26 protein-coding genes and 1 pseudogene are annotated in these 24,352 nt (G+C 45.3%); 21 read left to right on the top strand and 6 right to left on the bottom strand.

The window, feature by feature from the left end; translation table 11 throughout:
• Positions 1-20 precede the first annotated feature (20 nt).
• Entirely contained in the window at positions 21-74 is a 54-nt protein-coding gene (locus C1T29_RS25060) for a hypothetical protein (RefSeq protein ID WP_369122225.1), read from the top strand.
• A gap of 198 nt (positions 75-272) precedes the next feature.
• Here the strand turns inward: C1T29_RS25060 and C1T29_RS20880 are convergent, their stop codons facing one another.
• Positions 273-503 carry a hypothetical protein gene (locus C1T29_RS20880; protein ID WP_095431971.1) on the bottom strand — a complete coding sequence of 77 codons (231 nt, stop codon included), beginning with the start codon at positions 501-503 and terminating at the stop codon, positions 273-275.
• A gap of 217 nt (positions 504-720) precedes the next feature.
• On the opposite strand from C1T29_RS20880, the gene yvlA reads away from it, so the two are divergent.
• The 5 genes from yvlA (at position 721) to C1T29_RS20855 (ending at position 6,764) form a co-directional block, all read left to right on the top strand.
• Complete coding sequence (gene yvlA, locus C1T29_RS20875) at positions 721-1,047, top strand: protein YvlA (protein ID WP_103749316.1); 327 nt, start codon at positions 721-723, stop codon at positions 1,045-1,047.
• Between the two features lie 24 nt (positions 1,048-1,071).
• Positions 1,072-2,169, top strand: a complete 1,098-nt coding sequence (locus C1T29_RS20870) for a DUF4097 family beta strand repeat-containing protein (protein WP_103749317.1) — start codon at positions 1,072-1,074, stop codon at positions 2,167-2,169.
• A gap of 4 nt (positions 2,170-2,173) precedes the next feature.
• Positions 2,174-2,371: a PspC domain-containing protein gene (locus C1T29_RS20865; RefSeq protein WP_015384763.1), complete on the top strand. Its 198-nt coding sequence runs from the start codon at positions 2,174-2,176 to the stop codon at positions 2,369-2,371.
• 1 nt (position 2,372) lies between these two features.
• Complete coding sequence (locus C1T29_RS20860; RefSeq protein ID WP_003228066.1) at positions 2,373-2,732, top strand: phage holin family protein; 360 nt, start codon at positions 2,373-2,375, stop codon at positions 2,730-2,732.
• Between the two features lie 162 nt (positions 2,733-2,894).
• Complete coding sequence (locus C1T29_RS20855) at positions 2,895-6,764, top strand: lamin tail domain-containing metallophosphoesterase family protein (RefSeq protein ID WP_103749318.1); 3,870 nt, start codon at positions 2,895-2,897, stop codon at positions 6,762-6,764.
• Between the two features lie 19 nt (positions 6,765-6,783).
• Here the strand turns inward: C1T29_RS20855 and nagR are convergent, their stop codons facing one another.
• From nagR to nagA, 3 genes are read right to left on the bottom strand one after another with little or no spacing between them, the layout of a single operon-like run.
• Positions 6,784-7,515: an N-acetylglucosamine utilization transcriptional regulator NagR gene (nagR, locus tag C1T29_RS20850; protein ID WP_071582348.1), complete on the bottom strand. Its 732-nt coding sequence runs from the start codon at positions 7,513-7,515 to the stop codon at positions 6,784-6,786.
• Positions 7,516-7,530: 15 nt separating this feature from the next.
• The gene (nagB, locus tag C1T29_RS20845) at positions 7,531-8,259 is read right to left on the bottom strand and encodes a glucosamine-6-phosphate deaminase (RefSeq protein ID WP_071582349.1); all 729 of its coding nucleotides are present in this window, start codon (positions 8,257-8,259) and stop codon (positions 7,531-7,533) included.
• Positions 8,256-9,446 (bottom strand): N-acetylglucosamine-6-phosphate deacetylase, encoded by a 1,191-nt coding sequence (gene nagA, locus C1T29_RS20840; RefSeq protein WP_071582350.1) that lies wholly within the window; start codon positions 9,444-9,446, stop codon positions 8,256-8,258. The genes nagB and nagA overlap by 4 nt, the downstream gene beginning before the upstream one ends.
• Positions 9,447-9,627: 181 nt before the next feature.
• Between nagA and hprK the strand changes: the two genes are divergently transcribed.
• The 5 genes from hprK to hprF are packed head-to-tail and all read left to right on the top strand — an operon-like array spanning position 9,628 to position 13,514.
• Positions 9,628-10,560 carry an HPr(Ser) kinase/phosphatase gene (gene hprK / locus C1T29_RS20835; protein WP_071582351.1) on the top strand — a complete coding sequence of 311 codons (933 nt, stop codon included), beginning with the start codon at positions 9,628-9,630 and terminating at the stop codon, positions 10,558-10,560.
• Between the two features lie 13 nt (positions 10,561-10,573).
• Positions 10,574-11,383 carry a prolipoprotein diacylglyceryl transferase gene (gene lgt / locus C1T29_RS20830; RefSeq protein WP_014665518.1) on the top strand — a complete coding sequence of 270 codons (810 nt, stop codon included), beginning with the start codon at positions 10,574-10,576 and terminating at the stop codon, positions 11,381-11,383.
• Between the two features lie 23 nt (positions 11,384-11,406).
• Positions 11,407-12,345, top strand: coding sequence for a nucleoside recognition domain-containing protein (locus C1T29_RS20825; protein ID WP_071582352.1), 939 nt, complete (start codon positions 11,407-11,409; stop codon positions 12,343-12,345).
• Positions 12,342-12,992 carry a pyrophosphatase PpaX gene (gene ppaX / locus C1T29_RS20820; RefSeq protein ID WP_071582353.1) on the top strand — a complete coding sequence of 217 codons (651 nt, stop codon included), beginning with the start codon at positions 12,342-12,344 and terminating at the stop codon, positions 12,990-12,992. The genes C1T29_RS20825 and ppaX overlap by 4 nt, the downstream gene beginning before the upstream one ends.
• A gap of 3 nt (positions 12,993-12,995) precedes the next feature.
• The gene (gene hprF, locus C1T29_RS20815) at positions 12,996-13,514 is read left to right on the top strand and encodes a heptaprenylglyceryl phosphate O-acetyltransferase (RefSeq protein WP_071582354.1); all 519 of its coding nucleotides are present in this window, start codon (positions 12,996-12,998) and stop codon (positions 13,512-13,514) included.
• 19 nt (positions 13,515-13,533) lie between these two features.
• On the opposite strand, the gene pelC is transcribed toward hprF, so the two are convergent.
• The gene (pelC, locus tag C1T29_RS20810) at positions 13,534-14,199 is read right to left on the bottom strand and encodes a pectate/pectin lyase PelC (protein ID WP_071582355.1); all 666 of its coding nucleotides are present in this window, start codon (positions 14,197-14,199) and stop codon (positions 13,534-13,536) included.
• A gap of 240 nt (positions 14,200-14,439) precedes the next feature.
• Entirely contained in the window at positions 14,440-15,192 is a 753-nt protein-coding gene (locus tag C1T29_RS20805; protein WP_069838639.1) for a C39 family peptidase, read from the bottom strand.
• 250 nt (positions 15,193-15,442) lie between these two features.
• Between C1T29_RS20805 and C1T29_RS20800 the strand changes: the two genes are divergently transcribed.
• From C1T29_RS20800 to C1T29_RS20755, 10 genes and pseudogenes are all read left to right on the top strand, one after another.
• Complete coding sequence (locus C1T29_RS20800; protein ID WP_103749319.1) at positions 15,443-16,618, top strand: ATP phosphoribosyltransferase regulatory subunit; 1,176 nt, start codon at positions 15,443-15,445, stop codon at positions 16,616-16,618.
• Positions 16,611-17,252 carry an ATP phosphoribosyltransferase gene (hisG, locus tag C1T29_RS20795; protein ID WP_103749320.1) on the top strand — a complete coding sequence of 214 codons (642 nt, stop codon included), beginning with the start codon at positions 16,611-16,613 and terminating at the stop codon, positions 17,250-17,252. Before C1T29_RS20800 ends, hisG begins: the two co-directional genes overlap by 8 nt.
• Entirely contained in the window at positions 17,249-18,532 is a 1,284-nt protein-coding gene (gene hisD, locus C1T29_RS20790) for a histidinol dehydrogenase (RefSeq protein ID WP_103749321.1), read from the top strand. Before hisG ends, hisD begins: the two co-directional genes overlap by 4 nt.
• Complete coding sequence (gene hisB, locus C1T29_RS20785; protein ID WP_069150393.1) at positions 18,529-19,113, top strand: imidazoleglycerol-phosphate dehydratase HisB; 585 nt, start codon at positions 18,529-18,531, stop codon at positions 19,111-19,113. Before hisD ends, hisB begins: the two co-directional genes overlap by 4 nt.
• A complete protein-coding gene (gene hisH / locus C1T29_RS20780; RefSeq protein ID WP_014665507.1) occupies positions 19,114-19,752 on the top strand; it encodes an imidazole glycerol phosphate synthase subunit HisH in 639 nt (212 codons plus the stop codon). It abuts the gene before it with no gap.
• Positions 19,749-20,486 (top strand): 1-(5-phosphoribosyl)-5-[(5-phosphoribosylamino)methylideneamino]imidazole-4-carboxamide isomerase, encoded by a 738-nt coding sequence (hisA, locus tag C1T29_RS20775; protein ID WP_103749322.1) that lies wholly within the window; start codon positions 19,749-19,751, stop codon positions 20,484-20,486. Before hisH ends, hisA begins: the two co-directional genes overlap by 4 nt.
• The gene (hisF, locus tag C1T29_RS20770; RefSeq protein ID WP_014665505.1) at positions 20,483-21,241 is read left to right on the top strand and encodes an imidazole glycerol phosphate synthase subunit HisF; all 759 of its coding nucleotides are present in this window, start codon (positions 20,483-20,485) and stop codon (positions 21,239-21,241) included. The genes hisA and hisF overlap by 4 nt, the downstream gene beginning before the upstream one ends.
• On the top strand, positions 21,238-21,861 hold the full coding sequence (gene hisIE, locus C1T29_RS20765) for a bifunctional phosphoribosyl-AMP cyclohydrolase/phosphoribosyl-ATP diphosphatase HisIE (protein WP_024571940.1): 624 nt from the start codon (positions 21,238-21,240) through the stop codon (positions 21,859-21,861). Before hisF ends, hisIE begins: the two co-directional genes overlap by 4 nt.
• A 263-nt stretch (positions 21,862-22,124) precedes the next feature.
• Complete coding sequence (locus C1T29_RS20760) at positions 22,125-23,783, top strand: DUF2339 domain-containing protein (protein ID WP_103749323.1); 1,659 nt, start codon at positions 22,125-22,127, stop codon at positions 23,781-23,783.
• Positions 23,784-23,913: 130 nt separating this feature from the next.
• Positions 23,914-24,352: pseudogene (locus tag C1T29_RS20755) on the top strand (lipoprotein YvcA); the annotation flags it as partial.

Raw genomic sequence — 24,352 nt, 5'->3', positions numbered from 1 at the left:
TTTCTCAAGCTTCTCAAGCGATGCTTGCTCAAGCAAACCAACAGCCGCAAAACGTACTTCAATTGTTACGTTAATTTCTGAAAAGCTATCTCTTTCTGATAGTCACAGCTTGCCGACAGAGTCCATTTACTGGATGTGCCGGCAGGCTTTTTTTGTTACAATCATGGTGTGACAGCTAGGGAATCACTTGTTTTTTCAAAACAAAAAAGGCAAGATATTGTCATCTAACCTTTAGCTTTGTTTCAGTTATAATGATGAAATGTTTTCCGCAATTATAAAGTCTTCTTATACAGCTGCTTACTTACACTCATTAAATCTTGAACAATATGCGTGCTGCTGCTATCGAGGAGCACTTTTATATATTGGATATCGTGAGAGATCGGGAAGGGTCCGTGAATCTGTTCAAGCTCGGCGATCATTTCACGATTCATTCTTTTTTGTTCATGAATCAGCTTTAACACGGATTCTTGTGTTACTGTATAGTCACTGGGATCTTTCTCCATTGCTTGTCCAGCCTCCTTGGTTGCCGTAAGCTTTTTACATATTGTAATCGGTATAGCCGGAAGATTCTACTTCTAAAACTTTTTAAAATCCAATTTCCGTAAATCGGAGCATGTCTAAAGAATGAATTTGAAACCTGAAGAGATTTTAAACGTATAAATAAGTAAAACGTCCCTGATCTTTTGTCATGGGCAATTCACAATAGGAGTGTGGAATAAATTGAACCGAAATCAAGCTATTATTGCATCACTTTGTTACTTCAGTGTGTTCATTGCGCCAATCATTGTGCCGATTGTCGCTTATTTTGTAGTAAATGAGAAAGAAACAAAACGCCATGCGATACGTTCTCTTATTTCTCACATTGTTCCGTTTGTCGGCTGGCTGTTCCTTTTTATTGCTTTACTTGGCGGAGCTATTGCGATTGATGGAGACAGCCTTCTTCCCGTATTTGTAATCATTGGGGGAGCGTCCATTTATTTCTTGGTTGTCATTGGCATTATCATTTGGAATGTGATTCAGGGCATTAAGGTCCTGCGTGAAGCATAAGTAGACAATGGGGAGGAGATCGTAATGAAGCAAGAAAAGGAACGAATCCTTAAGCTTGTTGAGGAAGGGAAGCTTACCGCACAAGAGGCTTTGACACTGATTGAAAAGCTTGACAGCGACTATAAGGAAAAAGAAGAGAAAATCACAGCGCTCTCAGTTCACGTTCATGACGAGGAAGAGCCATTTACAACGGCAAAAAAAGAGAGCGGCAAGCCGTCTTTAGGAGCCAAGCTATTTGACTGGATTGATTCTGCTGTGAAAAAGGTCAAGGAAGTTGACCTTGATTTAAACTTCGGCCATGCATATGATGTTCAGCACATTTTTCAATTTAAAGATACTGACTTTTCCAGTGTTGAGCTGCAAATTGCCAATGGCAGCGTGAATATTGTCCCTTGGGAAGATGAGGATATCAGAGCGGAATGCCAGGCAAAGGTATATCGCGCTGACAGCCAGGGTGCGGCGAGACATGCATTTCTTCAGCATATTGAATGCGAAATCAAAGGAAATAAGTTTTTTATCCGTACTGAGAAAAAGACGATGAAAACGAATGTCACTTTGTATATTCCTCAAAAGGAGTATGATAAGATTCGGGTGAAGCTGTTTAATGGACCGATCAGAGGGGAACATTTACATGTAAAAGAGTTCTCAGCGAAAACGACAAACGGCGTGCTGTCGTTCTCGCATTTAACAGCTGAAAAAGCCATTGCTGAAACGGCCAACGGGCAAATTAAGCTCGCCAGCCACAGCTGCGGAACGATAGAAGCGGAAACCATTAACGGATTGATCGATCTCCGAGGGGAAAGCGAATCCATTGATGTTCAAAGCTTTAACGGAAATATTGCGATTAACGTAACAGAATCAGACTGCCGCTCCATTTATGCAAAAACAACGACTGGGAGTGTGGAGCTTGCGATTCCGGACGATCTCGCAGTGAAGGCAGAGCTGAAAAGCAATCTTGGTTCGCTGTCCCATGAATTAATGGATGTTGAGATGCTGAAGGAAAAAAATGAAACCATTCAAAAAGAAATGATGTTCACTTCAAATCAGGCACATGATCAAAACATCACCGTCTTCTCAGAATCATTAACAGGCGCCATCAAACTAAAGTACTCACAGAGGTGATCGAATGAATAAGCTTTATCGCTCAGAAAAAAACAAGAAAATCGCTGGTGTCATTGGAGGTCTCGCGGAATATTTCAATTGGGATGCATCACTCCTCAGAGTCATAACTGTCATCTTAGCGATTATGACAAGTGTCTTTCCGGTTTTGCTCATTTATATCATTTGGATTTTTATCGTCCCGTCAGAAAGGGATATGAAATGACATGGTAAAATGGGCAGTCAGCATTTTAGTCAATGCATTGTTATTAATCGTCATTGATGGATATATTGACTCCATCCATATCAGCAGCATTGGGGCAGCGATTATCGCCAGCCTCATTTTATCGATCTTAAACGTGCTGATTAAACCGCTTTTAATTATTTTTACACTGCCGGTCACCATGGTGACGCTTGGGCTCTTCTTGTTTGTGATTAACGCCATCACGCTGATGATGACTGCGTCCATCATGGGTGACAGTTTTCAAATCGACGGCTTCGGCACAGCGATATGGGCATCCGTTATCCTGTCGGTGTTTCATTTATTGATTCAAAAAGGCATTTTAGAGCCGCTTAGAAAAAAATAAAAAAAAGCTGCCCAAAGGCAGCTTTTTTACATGTTCTGCAGCCTTCTTAAAAAATTGTGAAGTAATCGCTTTTTGTTGCTTTGTCAGATTGGACATTGTTTAAAAATGAACTCATAAGCTTCCCTGTTCAGACGCAAAATACATGAAAAGGGAGGTGTTTTGGTGAGGAAATACACATTTATCGCTTCTGTGCTATTGTCTTTTCTTTCCGTTTTGTCTGGCGGCCATCATGAATCGAAAGTTTTTCCTGTTATACAGCAGGAACCATTTCAAACGCCTCATTACATACCTTTGCTTGAAAATCCTCCTCAAATTGATGTGAAAGCTGAAATGAGAAGCAACCTAATGATTGAGGCTCAAGTTCGCGACAATTCGTATCAAGCATTTTCCGCCTTTCTTTTTTACAAACAAAGTAATGAGCTGGGCTACAAAATGGTGCCGATGGATCCGACACCCGGGGCGGTCCGCAAGTTTTTGGCACAAATTCCGAAACGTTTGATTTGGAACAGCGAGCTTGAGTATTACATTGTGATGTCGAATGGGAAGCAGCGGGTGGAGTCGGAGACGCAGAAACTGAAGCTTGAAGGATACCAGGCTGACCTTGCGCATATTCCAGAGCTTTTGATCACAGAGCTGGCGGTTGATACGAAGAACATAGGACGCGCAGACGGTTATGAATTTATTGAGATTTATAATACGACTGACAGAACGATTGATTTTAAAGACTACCATATCCGTTACCGCTACCCAAAAGAAGGACCAGACTCCGATTTGATTTGGAGACCTGATGAAAAGATCTTGATACCATCCGGAGAAACGTTTGTCATCTGGCTGAAGCCTGCCGGGCATCCAGAATTGACGCCGGAGGATTTCAATCGGTATTATCAGACACAATTAATAGAAGGAAAAAATCTTGCGGTGATAGACGAGACAGAGGGTATGGCTAATACGAGGCCGCGGGCGGTTGTAATATCAACGAATACAGGAAAGGATATTTCGGCAGCGCATTATCGGAAACATGCGCTGCGCCGGCTGTCATCTGTGCTTTACAAGTATCCGCTAAACGGAACTGCAGAACTTTTGAACATTTCAATCGGGGAAAAAAATCCGTCTCCCGGAACCGTATTACAGGCACAGGTACCCGAGCAGAAACGGAAAATCAAGCTGGATAAAGAAAAGCCGGTTATTGAGGATTTGACTGACCGCAAGCCTGTCCGCCCTGCTGAAAGCATTGAGCTGCGGGCTGACATAAGGGATCGCAGTCTGGTGAAAACAGCAGCTTTTTACTACCGGACGGATGAAAACAAACCGTTTAAGCGAATTCTTGCTGAAAAAGACCGCAACGATAATCTCTACCATTATATTGTGTATTCACCTGAACTAATTGGGAAAGATCAGCTTGAGTATTACGTGGCGGCCGGGGACGGGATGAATGAAGCAAGAACGCCTGTTAAAATGATTGATATTAAACAAACAAGCAAGTCGCATGGTTTGCGGCTGAATATTGAAAACAGAGACACGTTGTCGGGAACTCTATTTCTCAAAGCCACGACAGACGGGCGAGCTGACAGCATTAAGCTATGGATTGACGGAAAAAAACAAGTGACAGAGCCAGCGATGGAGAAAGAAGTGTATTTTGCGTTTGATACGAGGAAAACGAATCTTTATTTTAAAAACGCGGTAACGATGGAAGGCAAAGTGCTGAAGGTGTTCGATGATACGACAAATAAATACCGCACCTATTCTGTTCCATTGCCGGAGACGCTGCTGCGCAAAGGAAAGCAGCTGCAGCATATTACAATACGATCGGGTTCAAAGGTGTCACCGTTTGATACGGCTGAAAACCGTGATGATTTCTTAGTCAAAAACGCCCGATTGGTGTTATCAGATGGAACGGTCATCAGGGATGAGAGGGTTTCCCCTGAGAAGGAACTCTTGATTGGCGATAATCAGCGCTCGAATAAAAGCTGGCAATTTCAATTCAATCTGCCTGACGGACTGTTTACATCGCAGCTGCTGGAGTGGGATACATCAAAGCTTTCTGAAGGCGCTCACCATATTCAAGCAAGCAATTGCAAGGAAAATGTCAGCCTGGTTGTAAGGGTAGATAATTCAGGGCCTCACATTGAGCCGAATATTACCGAGGGGCAAACGTATAAAGGAAACTTTATCCTGCAGGCGGATATGTATGATAAATGGAGCAAAATTGAGGAAGCAGAAGCGTTTTTAGATGGGGAAAGCATTACACTCCCATATCATACGTCATCCTCTGAACTTTTGCCGGGAAAACATTCTCTAAAAGTGACAGCAACGGATCTCGCGGGCAATAAAACAGTGATTGAGAGGATATTTAAAACCGAACGAGAGCATCCGGACCAGCCGGAGGTTTTAGAAACCGAAGCCGACACGCATAAGGCCAAGCTTTCTGTGCGGGTGAAGGATCCGACGAATGATGCCATGGATGTTGGTTTTTATAGGGGATTTCAATATACAGCGCGAAATCATGTGAAAATATTTAAGCACGCGTCACTGACTGAACCGCCGAAAAGCTTTGTGCAAGAAAGTGAGACTCCGTTTACGAATAAAGAATTGGAGCGGGTATCTGCTGCAGATGGAAAAACAGTATCGACAGAAAAGAAAGAGCTTTTCCCTTATCATCGCTTTGAAGTGACGGTTGATCAATCCGTGGATGAGAATGATTTGGCAGAAGCAGTTTGGAAGGGCAGTTCTTTGCCGGGGAGAAAGGTGACGATGTATGTCTGTAATTATCGGACCAATGAATGGCAGCCCGTTGACAGCTTTGTCGCGAAGGATGACAAACCATTTATGCTGAAAGCGTCTGTGATCGCCTCCGATTTTGTACGGGAGTCGAAAATGAACGTGATCGTACAGGATGAAATTCCTCCTGCGAAGGATATGTACACATTTGTCTGGATGTCTGATACACAGTATTACGCCGAAAGCTATCCGCATATTTTTGATAAACAGACCGAATGGATAAAAGATAATCAAAAGCAGCTCAATATCAAATATGTGTTCCACACGGGTGATATTGTAGATGATTCTGCCGATATCAGACAGTGGAAAAACGCTGATCGGTCAATGTCCGTTCTGGATAAGAGCGGAATTCCATACGGCGTGCTGGCCGGTAATCACGATGTCGGACATAAGGATGGTTCCTACAGGGCGTTTGACAAATATTTTGGCAGCGATCGTTTTGATAAAAAATTGCATTACGGCGGTTCCTATAAAAACAACCGCGGACATTATGACCTGATTTCGAGCAACGGCAACGATTATATCATGCTTTACATGGGATGGGGCATTACGGATGAAGACATCGCGTGGATGAATCAGATACTGAAGAAGCACCCTGACCGGATGGCTATTTTAGCTTTTCATGAGTATTTGCTGGTCAGCGGAAACAGAAGCCCAATCGGAGAGAAAATATTCAAAGAAATCGTAAAGCCGAACCCTAATGTTGTGATGGTGTTGAGCGGGCATTATCATAGTGCGATGAGAAAAACAGATGAGCTTGATGATGATGGTGATGGGAAACCGGATCGTCTCGTGCATCAAATGCTGGCCGATTATCAGGGCGGGCCAGAAGGCGGGCAAGGGTATTTGCGTTTGCTTCAATTTGACCAGGCCAATGACATGGTGCACGTATCGACGTACTCTCCGTATGTAAAGGATAAGAATTACTATGATACGGATACCTATGGCAACAAGGATGAATTTTCCCTTTCGCTTGATTTGAAGCCACGAATCAAAAAGGTGGAAACCGATTATTTTGAATGTAACGTATATACCAATGAAGAGCTCGGAAAACGAGAGCAAGTGAAGAGCGGGGATACAGCTGAATTCCGCTGGGATCATCTTGAACCGCAGTCTGTTTATTATTGGTACATTATAGTGGAAGACAGTTTTAACGGCAAAACGAAATCACCGATCTGGAAGTTCAAGACGAAAAAAGAGACATATCGTCCGGCACCAGACCAGTTTGATTTTCGCCATGTCTCCAATCCTTAAAAAGGGTTGGAGGCTTTTTTTATGAAAGACGATCCATATAGTGGACAAATGTATAACGGTCGCCTCTATATACGGATTTTGCATGCTCAAAAGCAGTTCCGTTCTGCAGATATGTTGTTCGTTTAATTAATAGGACAGGCGCTCCCTTTTGGATACCAAGAATGTGTGCTTCTTCCGAGGTGGCAGCGCTTGGTTCAAGCTCCTGTTTGGCACGGGCAATCGGTATGTTGTTGTACCTTTCAATATGCTCGTAAATCGACGACCGAAAATGCGATTCATTTAATTCACCCGCAAGCTCAAACGGAATATGTGAGGACTCAATCGCCATCGGAATATCATTTGCCAGCCGCACCCGAGTGATTTTATGGATAGAGGAGGGGTGCCCGCAGCCTAATATAGCCGCGAGCTCCTCAGTTGAATCAATAAGCTGATAATCAATGAGCTTGCTGCCCGGTGTCATTCCGCGGCTTTTCATATCCTCGGTAAAGCTTGTCAGTCCTTGGAGGGCTTGTTCCATTTTTGGCTTGCTGACAAAGGTGCCCCGCCCTTTCAGGCGATAGAGCAAGCCTTCATTAACTAAATTAGAAAGCGCCTGGCGAACCGTCATCCGGCTGATCCCGAATTGTTCGGCATATTCGCGCTCAGAAGGAAGAGGCATGTCCGGCTGCAGCTCTCCGCTCTTAATTTGGTTTTTTAGTTGCTCCATAATCTGATAATAAATCGGAATAGGCGATTGTTTATTGATATGCATAAGTCAGCGTTCCTTTCAAGGTCTTAATGACGCGGCTTCACGATCAATCAAAACCGTAACATCGGAATGCAGGTGCAAAGCAGATGCGGGAAACTCTTCGCTTATGTTTCCTTCTAACAGCTTACTTACAGCTTCCGCTTTGCTTTTTCCAGAAATGATCAGCAGAATGCGCTTGCTTGAGAGTATTGTTTGAATTCCCATTGTCAGTGCTTTTTTCGGCACGCTGTCTATGGAAGAAAAATATCTGGCATTCGCTTGGCGGGTTTGCTCATTTAATGTCACAACATGAGTTCGCGACTTGAAGGACGTTCCCGGTTCATTAAAGCCGATGTGTCCGTTGCGCCCGATGCCGAGAAGCTGTATGTCAGTGCCGCCGAGGGATTCGACTAGCTGTTCATACCGTTTGCATTCGGCTTCCAAATCGTCTGCATTTCCATTCGGAATAAAGTGCCGGCTAGGCTTGCTGTCGATATGCTGAAAAAAACGGTCGTTCATATAGAAGTGATAGCTGTTCGGATCGTTGTTTGAAAGTCCGGCGTACTCATCCAAATTAACTGTAGTGACGTTTTGAAATGAGAGATTCTCAGTTTGGTGCAGGCGGATCAGCTCGCGATATGTGCCTTCCGGCGTGCCGCCTGTCGCTAAACCGAGAACGGCATCAGGCTTATCTTTGATTGTAGCTGCTGTTATTCTGGCTGCTTTTTGGCTTAGCTCTTCATACGTTTGACATTCCATTACTTTCATATCTGGTCAGCCTCCTTGGATATAAATGCAATGTTTCCGCGGCAAATGGTGAGAATCACCTCACAATCACTGCTGACAATCACCAGATCTGCATCTTTTCCCACTGCCACACTGCCTTTTCGGTCAAAGATGCCCAGCTGTTTGGCCGCGTTTGCAGAAGTTATATTAGCTATATCCGTCCAAGAGCAATTTGTAAACTCACGCATATGCCGTGCGCCTTCGTTCATTTTGAGGATCGAACCGGCAAGGGTTCCGTCTGAAAGAAGAGCGGTTCGTCCTCTTACTGTCACACTTTGGCCGCCGAACTCATATACGCCGTCCTTCAGCCCTTTTGCCCTCATGGAATCAGTGATTAAAATGAGCTTGCTGCTGCCTTTTGCCAGAAAAGCAAGCTTTGCCGATAAAGGATGGGAGTGGATGCCATCGGCGATAAGCTCTGTCACAAATCCATCATGAGCCAGTGCCGTTCCAATTACTCCGGGTTCTCGGTGATGAAACGGGCTCATCGCGTTGTACAGATGAGTCATATGGGTCGCGCCTGCTTTGGCGGCCTCCGACAGCAGTGCGGAATCGGCATCTGTGTGCCCCATGGACGCAATAATCGATTCGTCTTTCAAATGGCGGATCAGTTCAAAATGCTGATCCTCCTCCGGCGCAAGTGTAACAATTTTGATCAGTCCGCCCGCCTCCTGCTGCCACTTTTTGAACAGCGCAACATCAGTAGGCCTGATCCACTCTTTTGGCTGGGCTCCGGCTCTTTTAGGTGAAACAAAGGGGCCCTCTAAATGAATGCCGAGCAGTTCTGCACCTAATAAAGAGGACTCTTCAGCCGCTTTCCACTCTCTTGCATTCACCAACGCTTGAGAAATGTTCCCATGCTCTTGGGTAATTGTTGTGGCTAAAAAGCTCGTCGTGCCTTCTTCGGGCAGTCTTGACGACATGATGTCGAGCGTGGAAAAGCTTGCATCCATCGTATCTGCGCCATAGCCGCCGTGGATATGAATGTCAATCATGCCGGGAAGCAAAACGGAATCTGCAGGTGCTTGAATCTCTTTTGAATATGGTTCCTTGGGCCGTTCTGCTGAAACTGTGCTGATTTTTCCGTCATTGATTCCGACATAGCCGTTTTTGATTACTTCATTTTCTGTCACGATCGCAATGTCTTTGATAAGAAGACTCTCTGCCATAGATGATCCGCCTTTCTGGAATTTGAATACCTTTATTTTACTCTTTTTCAGACTAGTGATCTAGACCAGCTGAGGTGTTTCCCCCCCTTTTATAAAATCTGTTTTAGGTTCAAGCCCGAAAGTGATAAAATGAAAGTATTGTGAGCAAGCTCGGGGCAGCCCGGAACAGGAGGAACATATCGTGGCAAAGGTTCGCACAAAAGACGTAATGGAACAGTTCAATTTGGAATTAATCAGCGGAGAAGAAGGAGTTAACCGCCCGATTACAATGAGTGACCTATCAAGACCAGGTATTGAAATTGCCGGATATTTTACATATTACCCGAGAGAGCGCGTGCAGCTTCTCGGAAAAACAGAGCTTTCTTTCTTTGAACAGCTTCCGGAAGAGGATAAAAAGCAGCGAATGGATTCTCTGTGCACTGATGTAACACCAGCTATTATTCTTTCTAGAGATATGCCGATCCCGCAGGAGCTGATTGACGCTTCTGAGAAAAATGGGGTGCCAGTCCTCAGATCGCCGCTGAAAACGACAAGACTGTCCAGCCGTTTAACCAACTTTCTTGAGAGCCGGCTGGCCCCTACCACGGCGATTCATGGCGTTCTTGTCGATATATATGGTGTCGGCGTGCTGATTACAGGAAAAAGCGGCGTCGGGAAAAGTGAAACAGCGCTGGAGCTTGTGAAAAGAGGGCATCGCCTTGTTGCCGATGATTGCGTTGAAATTCGGCAGGAGGATCAGGATACCCTTGTCGGAAACGCTCCGGAATTAATTGAGCATCTCCTTGAAATCAGGGGGCTTGGCATTATCAACGTGATGACGCTGTTTGGCGCCGGCGCGGTCAGAAGCAATAAACGAATCACGATTGTCATGAACCTTGAACTTTGGGAGCAGGGCAAGCAATATGACCGTCTCGGGCTTGAGGAAGAAACCATGAAAATCATTGATACAGAAATCACAAAACTGACGATTCCCGTCCGTCCAGGCCGAAATCTGGCAGTCATCATCGAAGTGGCAGCAATGAACTTCAGATTGAAGCGGATGGGACTGAATGCCGCTGAACAATTTACGAACAAGCTGGCGGATGTCATTGAAGACGGTGAACAAGGAGAATAGGAGTTGGCGTTAAATGAATGAAGCGATAGAACCACTCAATCCGATAGCTTTTCAGCTGGGGCCGTTAGCCGTCCATTGGTACGGAATCATTATCGGTCTCGGCGCTTTGCTGGGGCTGTGGATTGCGATGAGGGAAAGCGAGAAACGGGGGCTGCAGAAAGATACGTTTATTGATCTTGTCTTGTTTGCCATTCCGATTGCAATTATTTGCGCACGAATTTATTACGTTGCCTTTGAATGGGATTATTATGCGGCACATCCGGGAGAAATCATTAAGATCTGGAAGGGCGGCATTGCCATTCACGGCGGGCTAATTGGCGCCATTTTAACTGGTTATGTGTTTTCAAGAGTGAAAAACCTTTCGTTCTGGAAGCTTGCGGATATTGCCGCGCCAAGCATTTTGCTCGGCCAAGCGATCGGCCGCTGGGGGAACTTCATGAATCAGGAAGCGCATGGCGAGGCTGTCAGCAGAGCATTTTTAGAAAGCCTGCACCTGCCTGAATTTATCATCAATCAAATGTACATCAATGGGCAATATTATCACCCTACCTTTTTATATGAATCACTATGGAGCTTTGTCGGCGTTATTGTTTTACTGCTTCTGCGCAGAGCGAATTTGCGAAGAGGCGAGATGTTCTTGATATATATCATTTGGTATTCAATCGGAAGATACTTTATTGAAGGAATGCGGACTGACAGCTTAATGCTGACAGAATCACTTCGCATTGCTCAGGTGATTTCAATCGTATTGATTGTTTTGGCTGTGGCAGCCATCATCTTCAGACGCGTCAAGGGATACTCGAAGGAGCGGTACGCGGAGTAGACGTCAACAAAGGGGGATGGGGGATGAAGAAGATCTTTCTGGCCGGTCTTGCGGCAGGTCTTCAAACAACATGGACACTCGGTAAAGTCATTTTCCCGGTAACACTATTGGTCACTTTGATTCAGCATACGCCTGTCATGGATTGGCTTGTACGGCTGATCACACCGGTAATGGGTCTCTTCGGGCTTTCCGGTGAAGCGGCCATTCCGCTTGTGCTGGGAAATATGCTGAATCTGTATGCGGGAATTGCCGGGATTTTGACGTTGGATTTGTCTGTAAAAGAAGTCTTTATTTTAGCTGTTATGCTTTCATTCTGTCATAACTTGATTATCGAATCGACAGTTGCCGCAAAGGTTGGCATCAGAATTGGCGTTATATTGGCGGTGCGCATCGGTTTGGCCGCTGTGTCAGCCATCGTCATCAACCTCATTTGGCATGGCGGACAGGAAACGGCACAGTACGGTTTTATCGCTGCGAAGAGCGTTGCGCCGGACAGTTGGCTGGCAATGCTGGCAGAAGCCTTAACGAAAGCCGGGCTTGGTGTTTTGCAGCTGGCGGCAATAGTAATCCCGCTGATGATCATCATCCAGTTTTTAAGAGATTTAGGCTGGCTGCATCGGTTTTCCAGGTGGCTGTCGCCGTTTACGCAGCTGCTTGGCATGAATAAAAATACGTCTATGACGATGGTGGCGGGACTGACGATTGGTCTGGCCTACGGAGCGGGTGTCATGATCAAAGCTGTCGAGGATGATGGCGTGAGCAAGCGGGACATGACTTTGGCATTTATATTTCTCGTTGCCTGCCATGCGGTCGTGGAAGATACACTTGTCTTTATTCCGCTCGGCATACCGGTCTGGCCTCTTCTTTTGATTCGTGTCACCACAGCAGTTCTGCTGACAATGGCTATTGCGCATACATGGAAAAAGTGGAAACCCTCAGCGGTTGGAAAGGAAGCAATATGAGTGACAAACAAGTAACGACGATTCTGTTTGATTTAGACGGAACGCTTATTAATACGAATGAATTAATTATCGCGTCCTTTTTGCATACACTGGAGCATTATTATCCGAGCAAGTATAAACGAGAAGATGTCCTTGCGTTTATCGGGCCGTCTCTTTTTGAAACGTTCTCCTCGATGGACCCTGATAAATGCGATGATATGATCGCTATGTACAGAGCATACAATCATGACATGCATGATTCACTCGTCACTGAATATGAAACGGTATATGAGACCCTGGATGCATTAAAAAAATCCGGCTTTCAATTAGGGATTGTGACAACAAAATTAAGAGATACTGTCAATATGGGCCTCAAGCTCACGGGAATCAGCGAATTCTTTGAAACGGTTGTTACCCTTGATGATGTGAGAAATGCGAAGCCTGATCCCGAGCCTGTGCTGTTAGCGCTGAAACAGCTAGGAAGCAAGCCCGAGGAAGCCATTATGGTCGGTGATAATTACCATGATGTGCTGGCAGGGAAAAACGCCGGAACAAAAACCGCAGGAGTCGCATGGACGATTAAAGGGCCGGAAACGCTGGCGAAGCATGAGCCTGATTTTATGCTTGAGAAAATGAGTGATCTATTACAAATTGTTGGAGTGAAGTAATCTGTGAGAAAAACAGATCGCCATCCGGTCTCAGGAGCTAACTCACTGTGGCATGTCTATCAAACGGTCCCTTTTTTAAAGGTCGTTAAAAACTTCATTGTCATACAAATTGCGAGATATACACCGTTTATAGGGATGAAAAACTGGCTGTACCGTACATTTCTGCGGATGAAGGTTGGAAAACAGACATCCTTTGCCCTCATGGTGATGCCAGATATCATGTTTCCGGAAAAGATCTCAGTCGGAACGAATACAATCATCGGGTACAATACGACCATTTTGGCCCATGAGTATTTGATTCAGGAATACCGGATCGGCAAAGTTCTGATCGGAGACGAAGTAATGATTGGTGCCAACACGACTATTCTGCCCGGAGTGGAAATAGGGGATGGCGCAGTTGTGTCCGCCGGAACGCTTGTCCATAAGGATGTGCCTGACGGGGCATTTGTCGGCGGGAATCCGATGAGGGTCATCTATACGAAGGAAGAAATGCAAGAAAGATTGAAAAAGTCCGCTGAATAAACATCAGCGGACTTTTTTGTTAAAATTGAGTATTGTTGTTTTCGTAAATATGCTGAACGCCAATCCATTTTTGACCGACATGAGAGTAGCGTGTGTTTGTCATTCTGACCGTGCTTGTTTTGCTGTCCGTCCGGAATATCGCTTCCTTCATGTTTGTGATGGTGCACTTATCAATGATCACATCAACGTGGAAGGTTGAACCGCCAAGCTGTCTAATGAACTTCCCGCCATTGTCTGCCGTGAAATTTTTCACTGTGAATGTACTGGCTTTATTGATTTGGAAAATCTTATCTGACGCTTTTTGAGCAGAGCCGCCGTCGATGGTCACTTTACCTTCCTTCTTCACGGTTAACGCATCCTCACCAACATCTTCCCACTTCACATTCTGAATGTTAACGTTTCCATAAGTGTGCACGCCATCAGCGGCAGGTGCGCCGAGCACCACATTTTTCAGAGTTGCTCCATCCTCCACACGAAAAACAGGTTTTTGGTTTTCGGACTGGCTTCCGTCACCTAGTTCTTTCCCTGCCACAAACCGCTGTCCTTTCCCGTCATATGTTGTATTTTTTGGTACGATCATTGTTTCGTGAACCACTTTGTCAGCTGCGAAAGCAGTTGATGGCTGAAACTGGCTGAGACCCATAACCAAACCGAGCATACATAGGATAGACACGATTTTTTTCAATAATAAAATCCTCCCCGGATATCTTCGTTTTTTGCAAGAGAAGCGTCAGCGACTTGCTCCGGCTTCTCTCACATAGATCGGGGCAAGGCTGAATCTGTTTTAATCATAAAAACAGACAGCCTGAAAGTAAAGATAATTTTGGAAAGTAAATGGAAAATGAATCAATCTTACCGATTGAAACAAAAAGCATGAATATCGTCGTGTTTGCTCAGGATAGAGCAAAGTGGGGATTTCAAATGTTTACTTTTGAATAACGACAGCTTGGCTGCCCATTTGTTTCCACGCTTTTTCAAAGCTCGTCCTATCGGTTTTTCTGTTTTTATAGCCATACGGGTCATTGAGATACACATATTTCTCATCATATCCCGTAACGGCGACGCTGTGTTCGCTGTACGTAATCTCTATCGTTCCGCTTGGGGTTTTCCATGTCTGCATGTTGTCAACTGGCGCAAAGCTGGCGGTCGTAATGACCCAAACTGGATTGCCTTTTTCAAGCTGCTGATAAACAGCGGAAATACTTTTTCCAGTCAGATCTGATACTTTGTCTCCGGCATAGGTTTTCGCCAGCTGATAGATCGGTCGATGGTAGACACCGAGACCAGGGCCATTTGCCATATCCCCGACAAATCCGTCATTCGGATTACCTTTTAATCCGCTGCTGTATGTCAAAGGCACTGTGGCAATCTGGTTTGCCAGGGTGTTTTTTGTCACGTCGTATCCCGCGTAATTCAGCACCATCGCAAGGCTTGTTACTTCACAGCCGTTATAGAGCCGGGGCGCGTCCATTTGATTGTAAAGGATGACATCAAGCGGCTTTGCGCTTCCCTTCAGCTCCTTTTTGCTATTCGCACCTGTATCTGTATCGCTGTCAGAAACCGCTTTTTTAAGACTGTTCAAAAAAGGAATATCTATATCTTTTGCATCTATTTTAAGTCCGAAAAAAATAACGCCTGAAAGAATCATCAGGACACATAGAGTTCGCAGTGTTTTCATCTTTATCTCCTTGTTCTCTATTTGATTTGTATTATAGCATGCCAAACATAAAGAATTTGAGATATTACGTACCTTTAATACATTGTTCATGATTTTTTCATAATGAGGAGAAGGATATTTGGACTAAAAAAATTCTGGCTGAAGTTAAGCATTGATTTTCATTCTTTCATCTGCTAACATATTATCATATTAGCGAACTAAAGGATTCGGAATTTTCCTTCATAAGATGACAACGGAGGTGCGCGGGTTGATGTTTATGTTTGAAAAACCGCACGGCATGAGAGATACACTGCCCGGTTTATACGAAACGAAAAAAAAGGTGAGACGATCGTTAACCGATTTGATTGATAAATGGGGATATCAATTTATGGAAACGCCGACACTTGAGTTTTACGATACCGTTGGCGTCCAATCAGCAATAGAAGAGCAGCAGCTGTTTAAGCTTCTTGATCAGGACGGCAAGACATTGGTGCTTCGACCGGATATGACGGGGCCGATTGCAAGGGTGGCAGCATCAAAGCTTTTGAAACACGATCATCCGCTCAGAGTCGGCTATGCGGCAAATGTATTCAGAGCTCAGGAGCGTGAAGGCGGACGTCCTGCAGAGTTCGAACAGATCGGAGTGGAGTTAATCGGTGACGGCACGACGAGCGCGGATGCGGAGGTTATTGCTTTAGTCGTCGGTGCATTAAAAAACACTGGGCTGGCATCCTTTAAAATTGCCATCGGCCATGCCGGTATTGCGGATGCTTTGTTTGTTGAGGTGCTCGGAAACGTTGAACGGGCTTATGTGCTGCGGAGGTTCTTATATGAAAAGAACTACGTCGGCTACAGAGAGCATGTCAAATCTCTCCCGCTTTCCTCCATTGATAAAAGCAGGCTGCTTGAGCTCCTTGAATTGCGGGGCCGCAAAGAAGTATGTGGACGTGCTGAGGAAATCGTCGATTCTGCACAAGGAAAAAGCGTGGTTGATGAGCTGAAGGCGCTGTGGGATATTCTTGAGGATTACGGGTGTACGGAAAATGTCCGCCTGGATCTGAATATGGTCAGCCACATGAGCTATTACACAGGGATTTTATTTGAAGTGTACGCTGAGAATGTCGGTTTTGTCATTGGAAGCGGCGGCCGTTATAACAAGCTGTTGGGCCATTTTGATTCACCTGCTCCGGCAACAGGCTTTGGGCTTCGGATCGACCGGCTGATTGAAGCCCTTCATATGAAAGACGAACCTTGTGATATAGATGCTGTTATTTTCAGCAAAGAGCAGCGGGCGCAAGCCATCGCTTATGCGAATGAAGAACGGATGAAAGGGAACAAAGTGGTTCTTCAAGATTTATCGGGAATAGAAAATATCGACCAGATGACAAAATCTTTTGCAAACGTCACTTATTTTATCGGTGCCAGAAAGGAAGAGCAAAATGGGTAAGTTACTCACAATGGCGATGCCAAAGGGCCGGATATTTGAAGAAGCGGCAGGGCTGCTGAGGCAGGCGGGCTATAAGCTCCCTGAGGAGTTTGAAGATTCGAGAAAACTGATCATCGATGTGCCGGAGGAAAATCTCCGTTTCATATTAGCGAAGCCGATGGACGTAACCACGTATGTAGAGCATGGCGTGGCAGACGTCGGAATTGCGGGCAAGGATGTCATGCTGGAGGAAGAGCGCGATGTGTATGAGGTACTGGATTTGAACATCAGCAAATGCCACTTGGCAGTCGCCGGACTTCCGAATACAGGCTCGAGCGGCGTAGCGCCACGAATCGCGACAAAGTATCCGAATGTGGCCTCCAGTTATTTCAGAGAGCAGGGAGAACAAGTCGAGATCATTAAGCTCAACGGTTCAATTGAGCTGGCCCCCCTCATTGGACTTGCAGATCGGATAGTGGACATTGTTTCCACAGGACAGACGCTGAAAGAAAATGGGCTTGTAGAAATGGAGCACATTTGTGACATTACCTCCCGCTTTATTGTCAACCCGGTAAGCTATCGAATGAAAGACGATGTGATTGACGAAATGGCATCCCGCCTATCTCTTGTTGTGGAAGGAGAAACGGCAAAATGAAGATCAAAATCATCAGCGGAGCAGAGCGGCTTTCTCTCAAGCGTTCCATCGATGCAGGAACGGAAGAGCAAAGAAAGACGGTCCGGTCCATTATTGAAGATGTAAAGGCAAATGGTGATCAGGCGGTCCGCAGCTATACAGCGAAATTTGACGGGATCGACATAAACAGCCCGCTCGTCACAAAAGAGGAAATTGAGGAGGCATACACCTCGCTGGATTCACATCTTCTTCAAGTGATTAGGCAGGCAATCGAAAATATTAGGGAATATCACGAAAGACAGCTGCAATCCTCCTGGTTTTATCACAGAAAGGATGGGACAATGCTGGGACAGAAGGTGACGGCGCTTGATTCCGCCGGTGTATATGTGCCAGGGGGAACGGCCGCATATCCTTCATCTGTTTTGATGAATGTGATTCCGGCGCTCGTAGCGGGCGTTGAAAGAATCGTTCTCGTCACGCCTCCGGGAAAAGACGGTCGGCTGTCTTCGGGGGTTTTGGTTGCTGCTGCTGAGCTTGGCATAAAAGACATTTACAAAATGGGCGGCGCTCAGGCGATCGCGGCGTTAGCATACGGAACAGAAACCATTGAGCCAGTGGATAAAATCACGGGTCCCGGCAACATTTATGTCGCGCTTGCCAAACGGGAGGTGTTCGGTGATGTCGATATCGATATGATTGCCGGACCTAGTGAAATCGTCGTGCTGGCTGATGAAACAGCGATACCGCATGAAATTGCGGCCGACCTGCTTTCGCAGGCGGAACACGATAAGCTCAGCTCATGTGTGTTTGTCACAGATTCCATGGCACTGGCCGAGGCGGTTTCAGCCGAGGTGAATAAGCAGCTGAAAATCCTGCCGAGAAGAGAAATAGCGGAAGCTTCAGTGAGTGATTACGGTTGTATCTATGTGGCAGAAACAATGGATGAAGCGATTGATACCGTCAATACGCTCGCGCCAGAGCATTTAGAAATCCTCACACAGTCTCCGGAAGCTTTGCTTGGCAGCATCAAACATGCGGGTGCGATTTTCTTAGGCAGATACAGCCCTGAGCCTGTCGGTGATTATTTCGCCGGGCCAAACCATGTGCTCCCGACAAACGGAACAGCCAGATTTTCAAGTCCTTTAAACGTAACGGATTTTCAAAAGAAATCGAGCATTATTTCTTACAGCCAATCAGCTTTTGAAGAACATGCCGAAAGCATCGCGGCTTTTGCCAGACTGGAAGGGTTAGAAGCCCATGCCAGATCAATTGAAGCGAGAGAACGGAGGAATTCTAAATGAGAAAAGCGGAACGCGCCAGAAAAACAAACGAAACAGATATTGAGCTGGCATTCGCAATAGACGGCGATGGACAGGCGGATATCAAAACAGACGTGCCGTTTATGACACACATGCTGGATTTATTCACAAAACACGGACAATTCGATCTTTCCATAAACGCAAAAGGCGATGTTGATATAGATGATCACCACACGACTGAAGATATCGGCATCTGCTTAGGACAGGCGCTGCTTGAAGCGTTGGGTGATAAAAAAGGAATCAAACGCTATGGATCGGCGTTTGTGCCGATGGATGAGGCACTTGCTCAAGTTGTGATTGATTTAAGCAACCGGCCGCACTTGGAAATGCGCGCTGACTTCCCGGCGGCGAAAGTCGGAACATTCGATACGGAGCTTGTACATGAATTTTTGTGGAAGCTGGCGCTTGAAGCCCGGATGAACCTGCACGTCATCGTTCATTACGGCACAAACACACACCACATGATTGAAGCTGTTTTTAAAGCGCTGGGGCGCGCGCTTGATGAAGCGACAATGATCGATCCGCGTGTTAAAGGAATACCGTCAACGAAAGGGATGCTGTAAATGATCGGCGTGATAGATTACGGAATGGGCAATTTATACAGTGTCTCAAAGGCGCTTGAGCGTGTCGGCGTACCGTATTTTGTTTCTGAAAAGCCCGAGGCGCTGAAAGAAGCTGATGCCTTCATTTTGCCGGGAGTCGGTTCATTTGGAGACGCGATGGACAATTTGCGCCACACGAAGCTCGATCAATTGATTCACGATATGGTCTCAGAGGGAAGGCTGCTTCTCGGGATCTGCCTTGGCATGCAGCTTTTATTTGAAGAAAGCGAAGAAAACGGCACCGCTTCAGGTCTCGGGCTGCTAAAAGGAAAAGCAGTCAGGCTGAAAGCAGAAGATGAAAAAGGAAACAAGCTGAAGGTTCCGCATATGGGCTGGAATCGCCTTTCCTTTCATAACGAATCTCCGCTGCTGTCTGAAACAGAACAAGGCTACGCTTACTTCGTTCATTCTTATTACGTTGACGGGATGGAGGGGGATGCGCTTCTGGCAAGCGCCGATTATGGTGTGCGAGTGCCTGCAGTAGTCGGAAAAGGGAACGTCTTCGGCGCCCAATTTCACCCGGAAAAAAGCAGCACGGTCGGAATGTCCATCTTAACCCAATTCACGAAAATGGCAGCAGAACAGAAGGTGAAAAAATGAGTGCTTTTACATTATATCCGGCAATTGATATGAGAAACGGCAAATGTGTCCGCCTTGTTCAAGGGGATTATAATAAGGAAACGATATATGGCGATTCACCGTACGACATGGCTGCGTTATTTGCGAGAGAGGGTGCCGAATGGATCCATCTCGTTGATCTCGACGGGGCCAAAGAAGGGAAAAGAGTGAATGACCGCCATGTGATTGAGATTGCGCAAAAGCTGAATCTGAAAGTTGAAATCGGCGGCGGGATCCGTTCTGAAAATGACGTCTATGAATATTTATCAGCAGGAGTCGATCGGGTGATTCTCGGAAGTTCAGCAGTTTCTAATCCTCCGTTTGTCAAAAAAATGCTGAAACAATATGGTGAGAAGATTGTCCTCGGACTGGATGCGAGAAACGGTTTTGTTTCAACAGAGGGATGGCTGGAAACATCAACCCTTAAGGCAGCTGAACTGGGCAAAGAGCTGGCCAATGAAGGTGCGGAAGTCTTTATTTTTACTGACATCGCAACAGACGGAATGCTGTCAGGCCCAAATGTTCAAAGCACGGTCGAGCTTGCTAAGGAAACGGGGAAATCGGTGATCGCATCCGGCGGAGTCAGCTCTGTCGCGGATCTCGAAGCCCTCGCCCGCTATCAGGCGGATGGCGTGTCTGGAGCGATCATCGGAAAAGCGCTGTACACCAATCAGTTTACGCTGAGCGAGGCGCTTGAAAGGGTGAAGCGCAAATGATCACAAAACGAATTATTCCATGTCTTGATGTCAAAGAAGGGCGCGTTGTCAAAGGAATTCAATTTCTCGAATTGAAGGATGCCGGTGATCCGGTTGAACTTGCCGAAGTGTACGACCGGGAAGGTGCGGATGAACTGGTCTTTCTTGATATCTCCGCCTCACATGAAGGACGAAAAACGATGGTTGACGTCGTGGAGCAGGTTGCCGCGAAGCTTGCGATTCCGTTTACAGTCGGCGGCGGCATCAATCAGCTCAGTGATATGAAAACGATTCTGCGTGCCGGAGCGGACAAAGTGTCGGTGAACACGGCAGCTGTTCTCCGCCCTGAGCTGATTACAGAAGGAGCCGAATTTTTCGGCTCCCAATGCATCGTTCTTGCCATCGATGCCAAGTATGACAAAGAATCTGACACATATAAGGTCTACACGCACGGCGGCAGAAAGAAAACAGATTGGGAAGTCACCGAGTGGGCAAAAGAAGGCGTCAAACGCGGGGCAGGAGAAATATTGCTGACAAGCATGGACTCTGACGGTGAGAAAAAAGGGTTTGACCACAGGCTGACAAAGCTTGTTTCTGAAGCTGTCCCCGTCCCTGTTATCGCCTCGGGAGGCGCGGGAAGCGCGCAGCATATGCTTGAGGCTTTTACAAAAGGGGAAGCCGACGCTGCGCTGGCCGCCTCAATTTTTCATTATAAAGAAACATCAATTAAAGAAGTGAAATCATACTTGAAAGAGTACGGGGTGAATGTGAGATGAAACAGGCAGATGAACTGCGTTTTAACGAGGACGGATTAATTCCTGCCATCGTGCAGGATGCGGCAAGCAAAGAAGTGCTGACACTTGCCTATATGAATAAGGAATCGTACGAAAAAACGCTGGAAACGAAGGAAACTTGGTTTTACAGCCGCTCACGCCAAGCGCTATGGCATAAAGGAGAAACCTCAGGGAACACGCAAGCCGTCAAAGGTATCCGGTATGACTGCGACCAGGACGCGCTGATCGTACTCGTAGAACCGTCAGGCCCGGCATGCCACACTGGCAGCTACAGCTGTTTTACAAAGGAACAAACAGAAGAACAGGCCGCGGGCCGATTCGGCATCATGAACGAACTGGAGCGGGTGATTGCGGAACGCCAAGCGGAAATGCCTGAAGGAGCTTACACCACGTACCTCTTCCGTGAAGGCGTCGATAAGATTTTGAAAAAAGTCGGAGAAGAAGCATCCGAAGTCATCATCGCCGCGAAAAATCGGGACCACGAGGAACTCAAATGGGAAGCGGCAGACCTGCTGTATCACCTGCTTGTCCTGCTCAGAGAACAAGCCTTGCCGCTGGATGATGTGCTTGATGTATTGAAAAAACGCCATTCTGAGAAATAAAAGGATTGGAGCTGCTCATATGTCAGCTCCTTTTTTATGTATTTGTTTCTGCTGAACCATTTGTCTTGTCCTAATAGAAGAAATGAAAAAACCAATCGAATTTCCTATTTAACAAAAATTTCCCATGATGTAACATGACTAAGAATGAAAATCCCAAATGGATATCGGGTCTTTAGGATTATTTTATACAAACCGGTCAGGATAGTGAGGAAAAGACATAGTATGAAAAAGCGGCTAATAATTATTCGAAAAATGAGGAGAGAATGGTGAACGAAAAAATTGATGAACTGAACAAAAGAGTTGGACGTTTGGAACAAGAACTGGAAAGTGTCAAAAGGGAGATCGCATATCTCGCTGCTGGCAAGAAAGAACAAACAGTAGTCAAAACGGAAGAGCACCCAAAAATCAACAAGGAAACCGAAGTTCCACAAAAGACGCCGGCTCCGCGAAAAGAGAACCGCAATTTAGAAAACATGGCGGGAAATTGGCTTCCGAAGATCTTTATTTTTGTTTTTCTTCTTGGTATGATTTGGGCATTTGTGGCAGCTGCAGAAAAAGGCTGGATCAACGCATATATGAGGGTAGGGGCAGGACTTATTGTCTCTATTGTGCTATATGTTCTCGGTAGCAGGTCACATAAGAAAAATGCCAGTGTATTGGGCAGTTCATTATTGGCGGGCAGTAATATTGTCTACATTGTTTCTTTGTTTGCGGGTAACATGCTGTACCAGATTATACCGACGCCGCTTACAATGATCCTTCTTGCTGCAGGCGTTGCGGGCGGTGTGTACATATCAAGAAAATACCGATCACAAACACTGATTGCGATTATCGTCGCAGGTGTTTACTTGTATCCTTTTTTATTTGGCGGGAAACAAGGAAATGAATACATCTTTTATGTATATGAGTCATTGGTTTTCGCAGGCTTAATATATGAGACAGTTAAACAAAAGTACAGTGTAGCATGGAATATAGCAAACTATGCTTTCATATTAGCGATTTTTGCTTTCTTATCATTTACAGATGCGCAGGTGACGGGTTGGACACTTGCTGTATTTATCCTACAGCAGGCGATTACGATCCTATCAGCCTTACGATCGAACAGCCAATTTAAAAAAGCTGTCTATCTCACAGCTGTTACAATCGGAGCTTTTGTCGTTTTCATTACAGGGGTTGTCCTGTACATGAAAAACGATACAGCCTTATACGCTTTTTATACTGCTGCATTTGTGTTTTACCTGTTGTTAAGCTTATGGAAAAGTAAAGAATTTGCCGAAATCAAACATACGTTTTTTCTCATTTCTATGATTTATTTTAATGTATTGGCAGCGGATGCATTAGCTGAAAATGTGAGCTTGCTGTACATCATATTCACCTTACAAGGAATCATGATGTGTTACGTGTCATACCGCAAAAAAAGCTGGTTGATCGGCATTGCCGGAGTGATTGTATTATTACAGGCAGCCTGCGGCCTCATACAATACCCGGCACGTTCATTACACGTTCTCAGCATTGTCTCTTGGCTGCTGCTGATCTGCTCACTATTTGGCGGCTATCTGTATTCGAAGAAAATACATTATAAACAAATCACAATCGTTATTTCGTCCGCTGTTTCATTGCTGCTGCTTGTATTCTTCAGCAAATTATCCATATGGATGTCGGATAGGATTGACGGCGTATCGGTAAACGTCGGAGTATCCCTGTCTTGGTTTATATTTGTCATTGTGATGTATGCTGTTTATTACGCAACCAAAGAACAGACATGGAACCGAATTGGGCTGATCTTTTTATTCATTACACTTGCCAAAATAATTTTAATAGATTCTGCTTCGATTGATATTGTTTGGAGAGCGGTCTTATTCATCTTGTTAGGGGTCATTGGCCTGTTTATATCAAGAGTATTTTATTCGAAAAAAGAGTAACAATCATGTCTGGTCAAGACTGCCGATAGAATGCGGCGGTCTTTTTTCAGTATGATTCTATATTGTAATACGGCTAGAACTAAATAATCATGTTGTAACAATCTATCAGTTAAACCCGTGGAGGTTCGTCATGAAAAAAATCATCTTGCTTTGCTTCTGCTTATTACTTACTCTGACAGGCGGATGCAGTATGAACAACAAAGAAAAAAACAACACAAAAGACAATAACGCAGAAGCCGTAAAACCAAAGGGCATGGATCCAAAAGACCTGCCGCAAGTTCCGGCATTTCAGGACGAGAAGACGAGAGAGTATATGGTGTCAACGAAAGAAGAGGAGCCAGGGTATTATTTGCTTGAGTCTAAACTGAAAGGGTTTAGGATGTTGTTTCCGGAGGATGGGAAGTATTCAAGCTATTTGTCTAGCCGTGATGAAAATGAAGAAATTATCGCATTTGATAGTTATGATAAAACAAAAAATAAAATGTTAAATGCACAAATAGAGTATTGCCAAGGAACATCTTTTATTAATAATCCTGAGACAATGTTAGGGCAAGTTAGGAGTGAAAATG

It is taken from the genome of Bacillus sp. MBGLi79 (assembly GCF_002953915.1).
Note: the sequence above shows the minus strand (reverse complement) of the source record. Positions and strands in the feature narration are given on the sequence as shown.

Bases quoted from the DNA above. Each gene is read 5' to 3' on its own strand.
- hisD (WP_103749321.1), top strand. From the start codon at position 17,249: ATGAAGATCAAAATCATCAGCGGAGCAGAGCGGCTTTCTCTCAAGCGT.
- hisF (WP_014665505.1), top strand. From the start codon at position 20,483: ATGATCACAAAACGAATTATTCCATGTCTTGATGTCAAAGAAGGGCGC.
- ppaX (WP_071582353.1), top strand. From the start codon at position 12,342: ATGAGTGACAAACAAGTAACGACGATTCTGTTTGATTTAGACGGAACG.
- hisIE (WP_024571940.1), top strand. From the start codon at position 21,238: ATGAAACAGGCAGATGAACTGCGTTTTAACGAGGACGGATTAATTCCT.
- C1T29_RS20870 (WP_103749317.1), top strand. From the start codon at position 1,072: ATGAAGCAAGAAAAGGAACGAATCCTTAAGCTTGTTGAGGAAGGGAAG.
- nagA (WP_071582350.1), bottom strand. From the start codon at position 9,446: ATGGCAGAGAGTCTTCTTATCAAAGACATTGCGATCGTGACAGAAAAT.
- nagR (WP_071582348.1), bottom strand. From the start codon at position 7,515: ATGCATATCAATAAACAATCGCCTATTCCGATTTATTATCAGATTATG.
- C1T29_RS20865 (WP_015384763.1), top strand. From the start codon at position 2,174: ATGAATAAGCTTTATCGCTCAGAAAAAAACAAGAAAATCGCTGGTGTC.
- C1T29_RS20860 (WP_003228066.1), top strand. From the start codon at position 2,373: ATGGTAAAATGGGCAGTCAGCATTTTAGTCAATGCATTGTTATTAATC.
- C1T29_RS20805 (WP_069838639.1), bottom strand. From the start codon at position 15,192: ATGAAAACACTGCGAACTCTATGTGTCCTGATGATTCTTTCAGGCGTT.
- hisH (WP_014665507.1), top strand. From the start codon at position 19,114: ATGATCGGCGTGATAGATTACGGAATGGGCAATTTATACAGTGTCTCA.
- C1T29_RS20825 (WP_071582352.1), top strand. From the start codon at position 11,407: ATGAAGAAGATCTTTCTGGCCGGTCTTGCGGCAGGTCTTCAAACAACA.
- C1T29_RS20800 (WP_103749319.1), top strand. From the start codon at position 15,443: ATGTTTATGTTTGAAAAACCGCACGGCATGAGAGATACACTGCCCGGT.
- nagB (WP_071582349.1), bottom strand. From the start codon at position 8,259: ATGAAAGTAATGGAATGTCAAACGTATGAAGAGCTAAGCCAAAAAGCA.
- C1T29_RS20760 (WP_103749323.1), top strand. From the start codon at position 22,125: ATGGTGAACGAAAAAATTGATGAACTGAACAAAAGAGTTGGACGTTTG.
- hisA (WP_103749322.1), top strand. From the start codon at position 19,749: ATGAGTGCTTTTACATTATATCCGGCAATTGATATGAGAAACGGCAAA.
- hisB (WP_069150393.1), top strand. From the start codon at position 18,529: ATGAGAAAAGCGGAACGCGCCAGAAAAACAAACGAAACAGATATTGAG.
- C1T29_RS20880 (WP_095431971.1), bottom strand. From the start codon at position 503: ATGGAGAAAGATCCCAGTGACTATACAGTAACACAAGAATCCGTGTTA.
- lgt (WP_014665518.1), top strand. From the start codon at position 10,574: ATGAATGAAGCGATAGAACCACTCAATCCGATAGCTTTTCAGCTGGGG.
- hisG (WP_103749320.1), top strand. From the start codon at position 16,611: ATGGGTAAGTTACTCACAATGGCGATGCCAAAGGGCCGGATATTTGAA.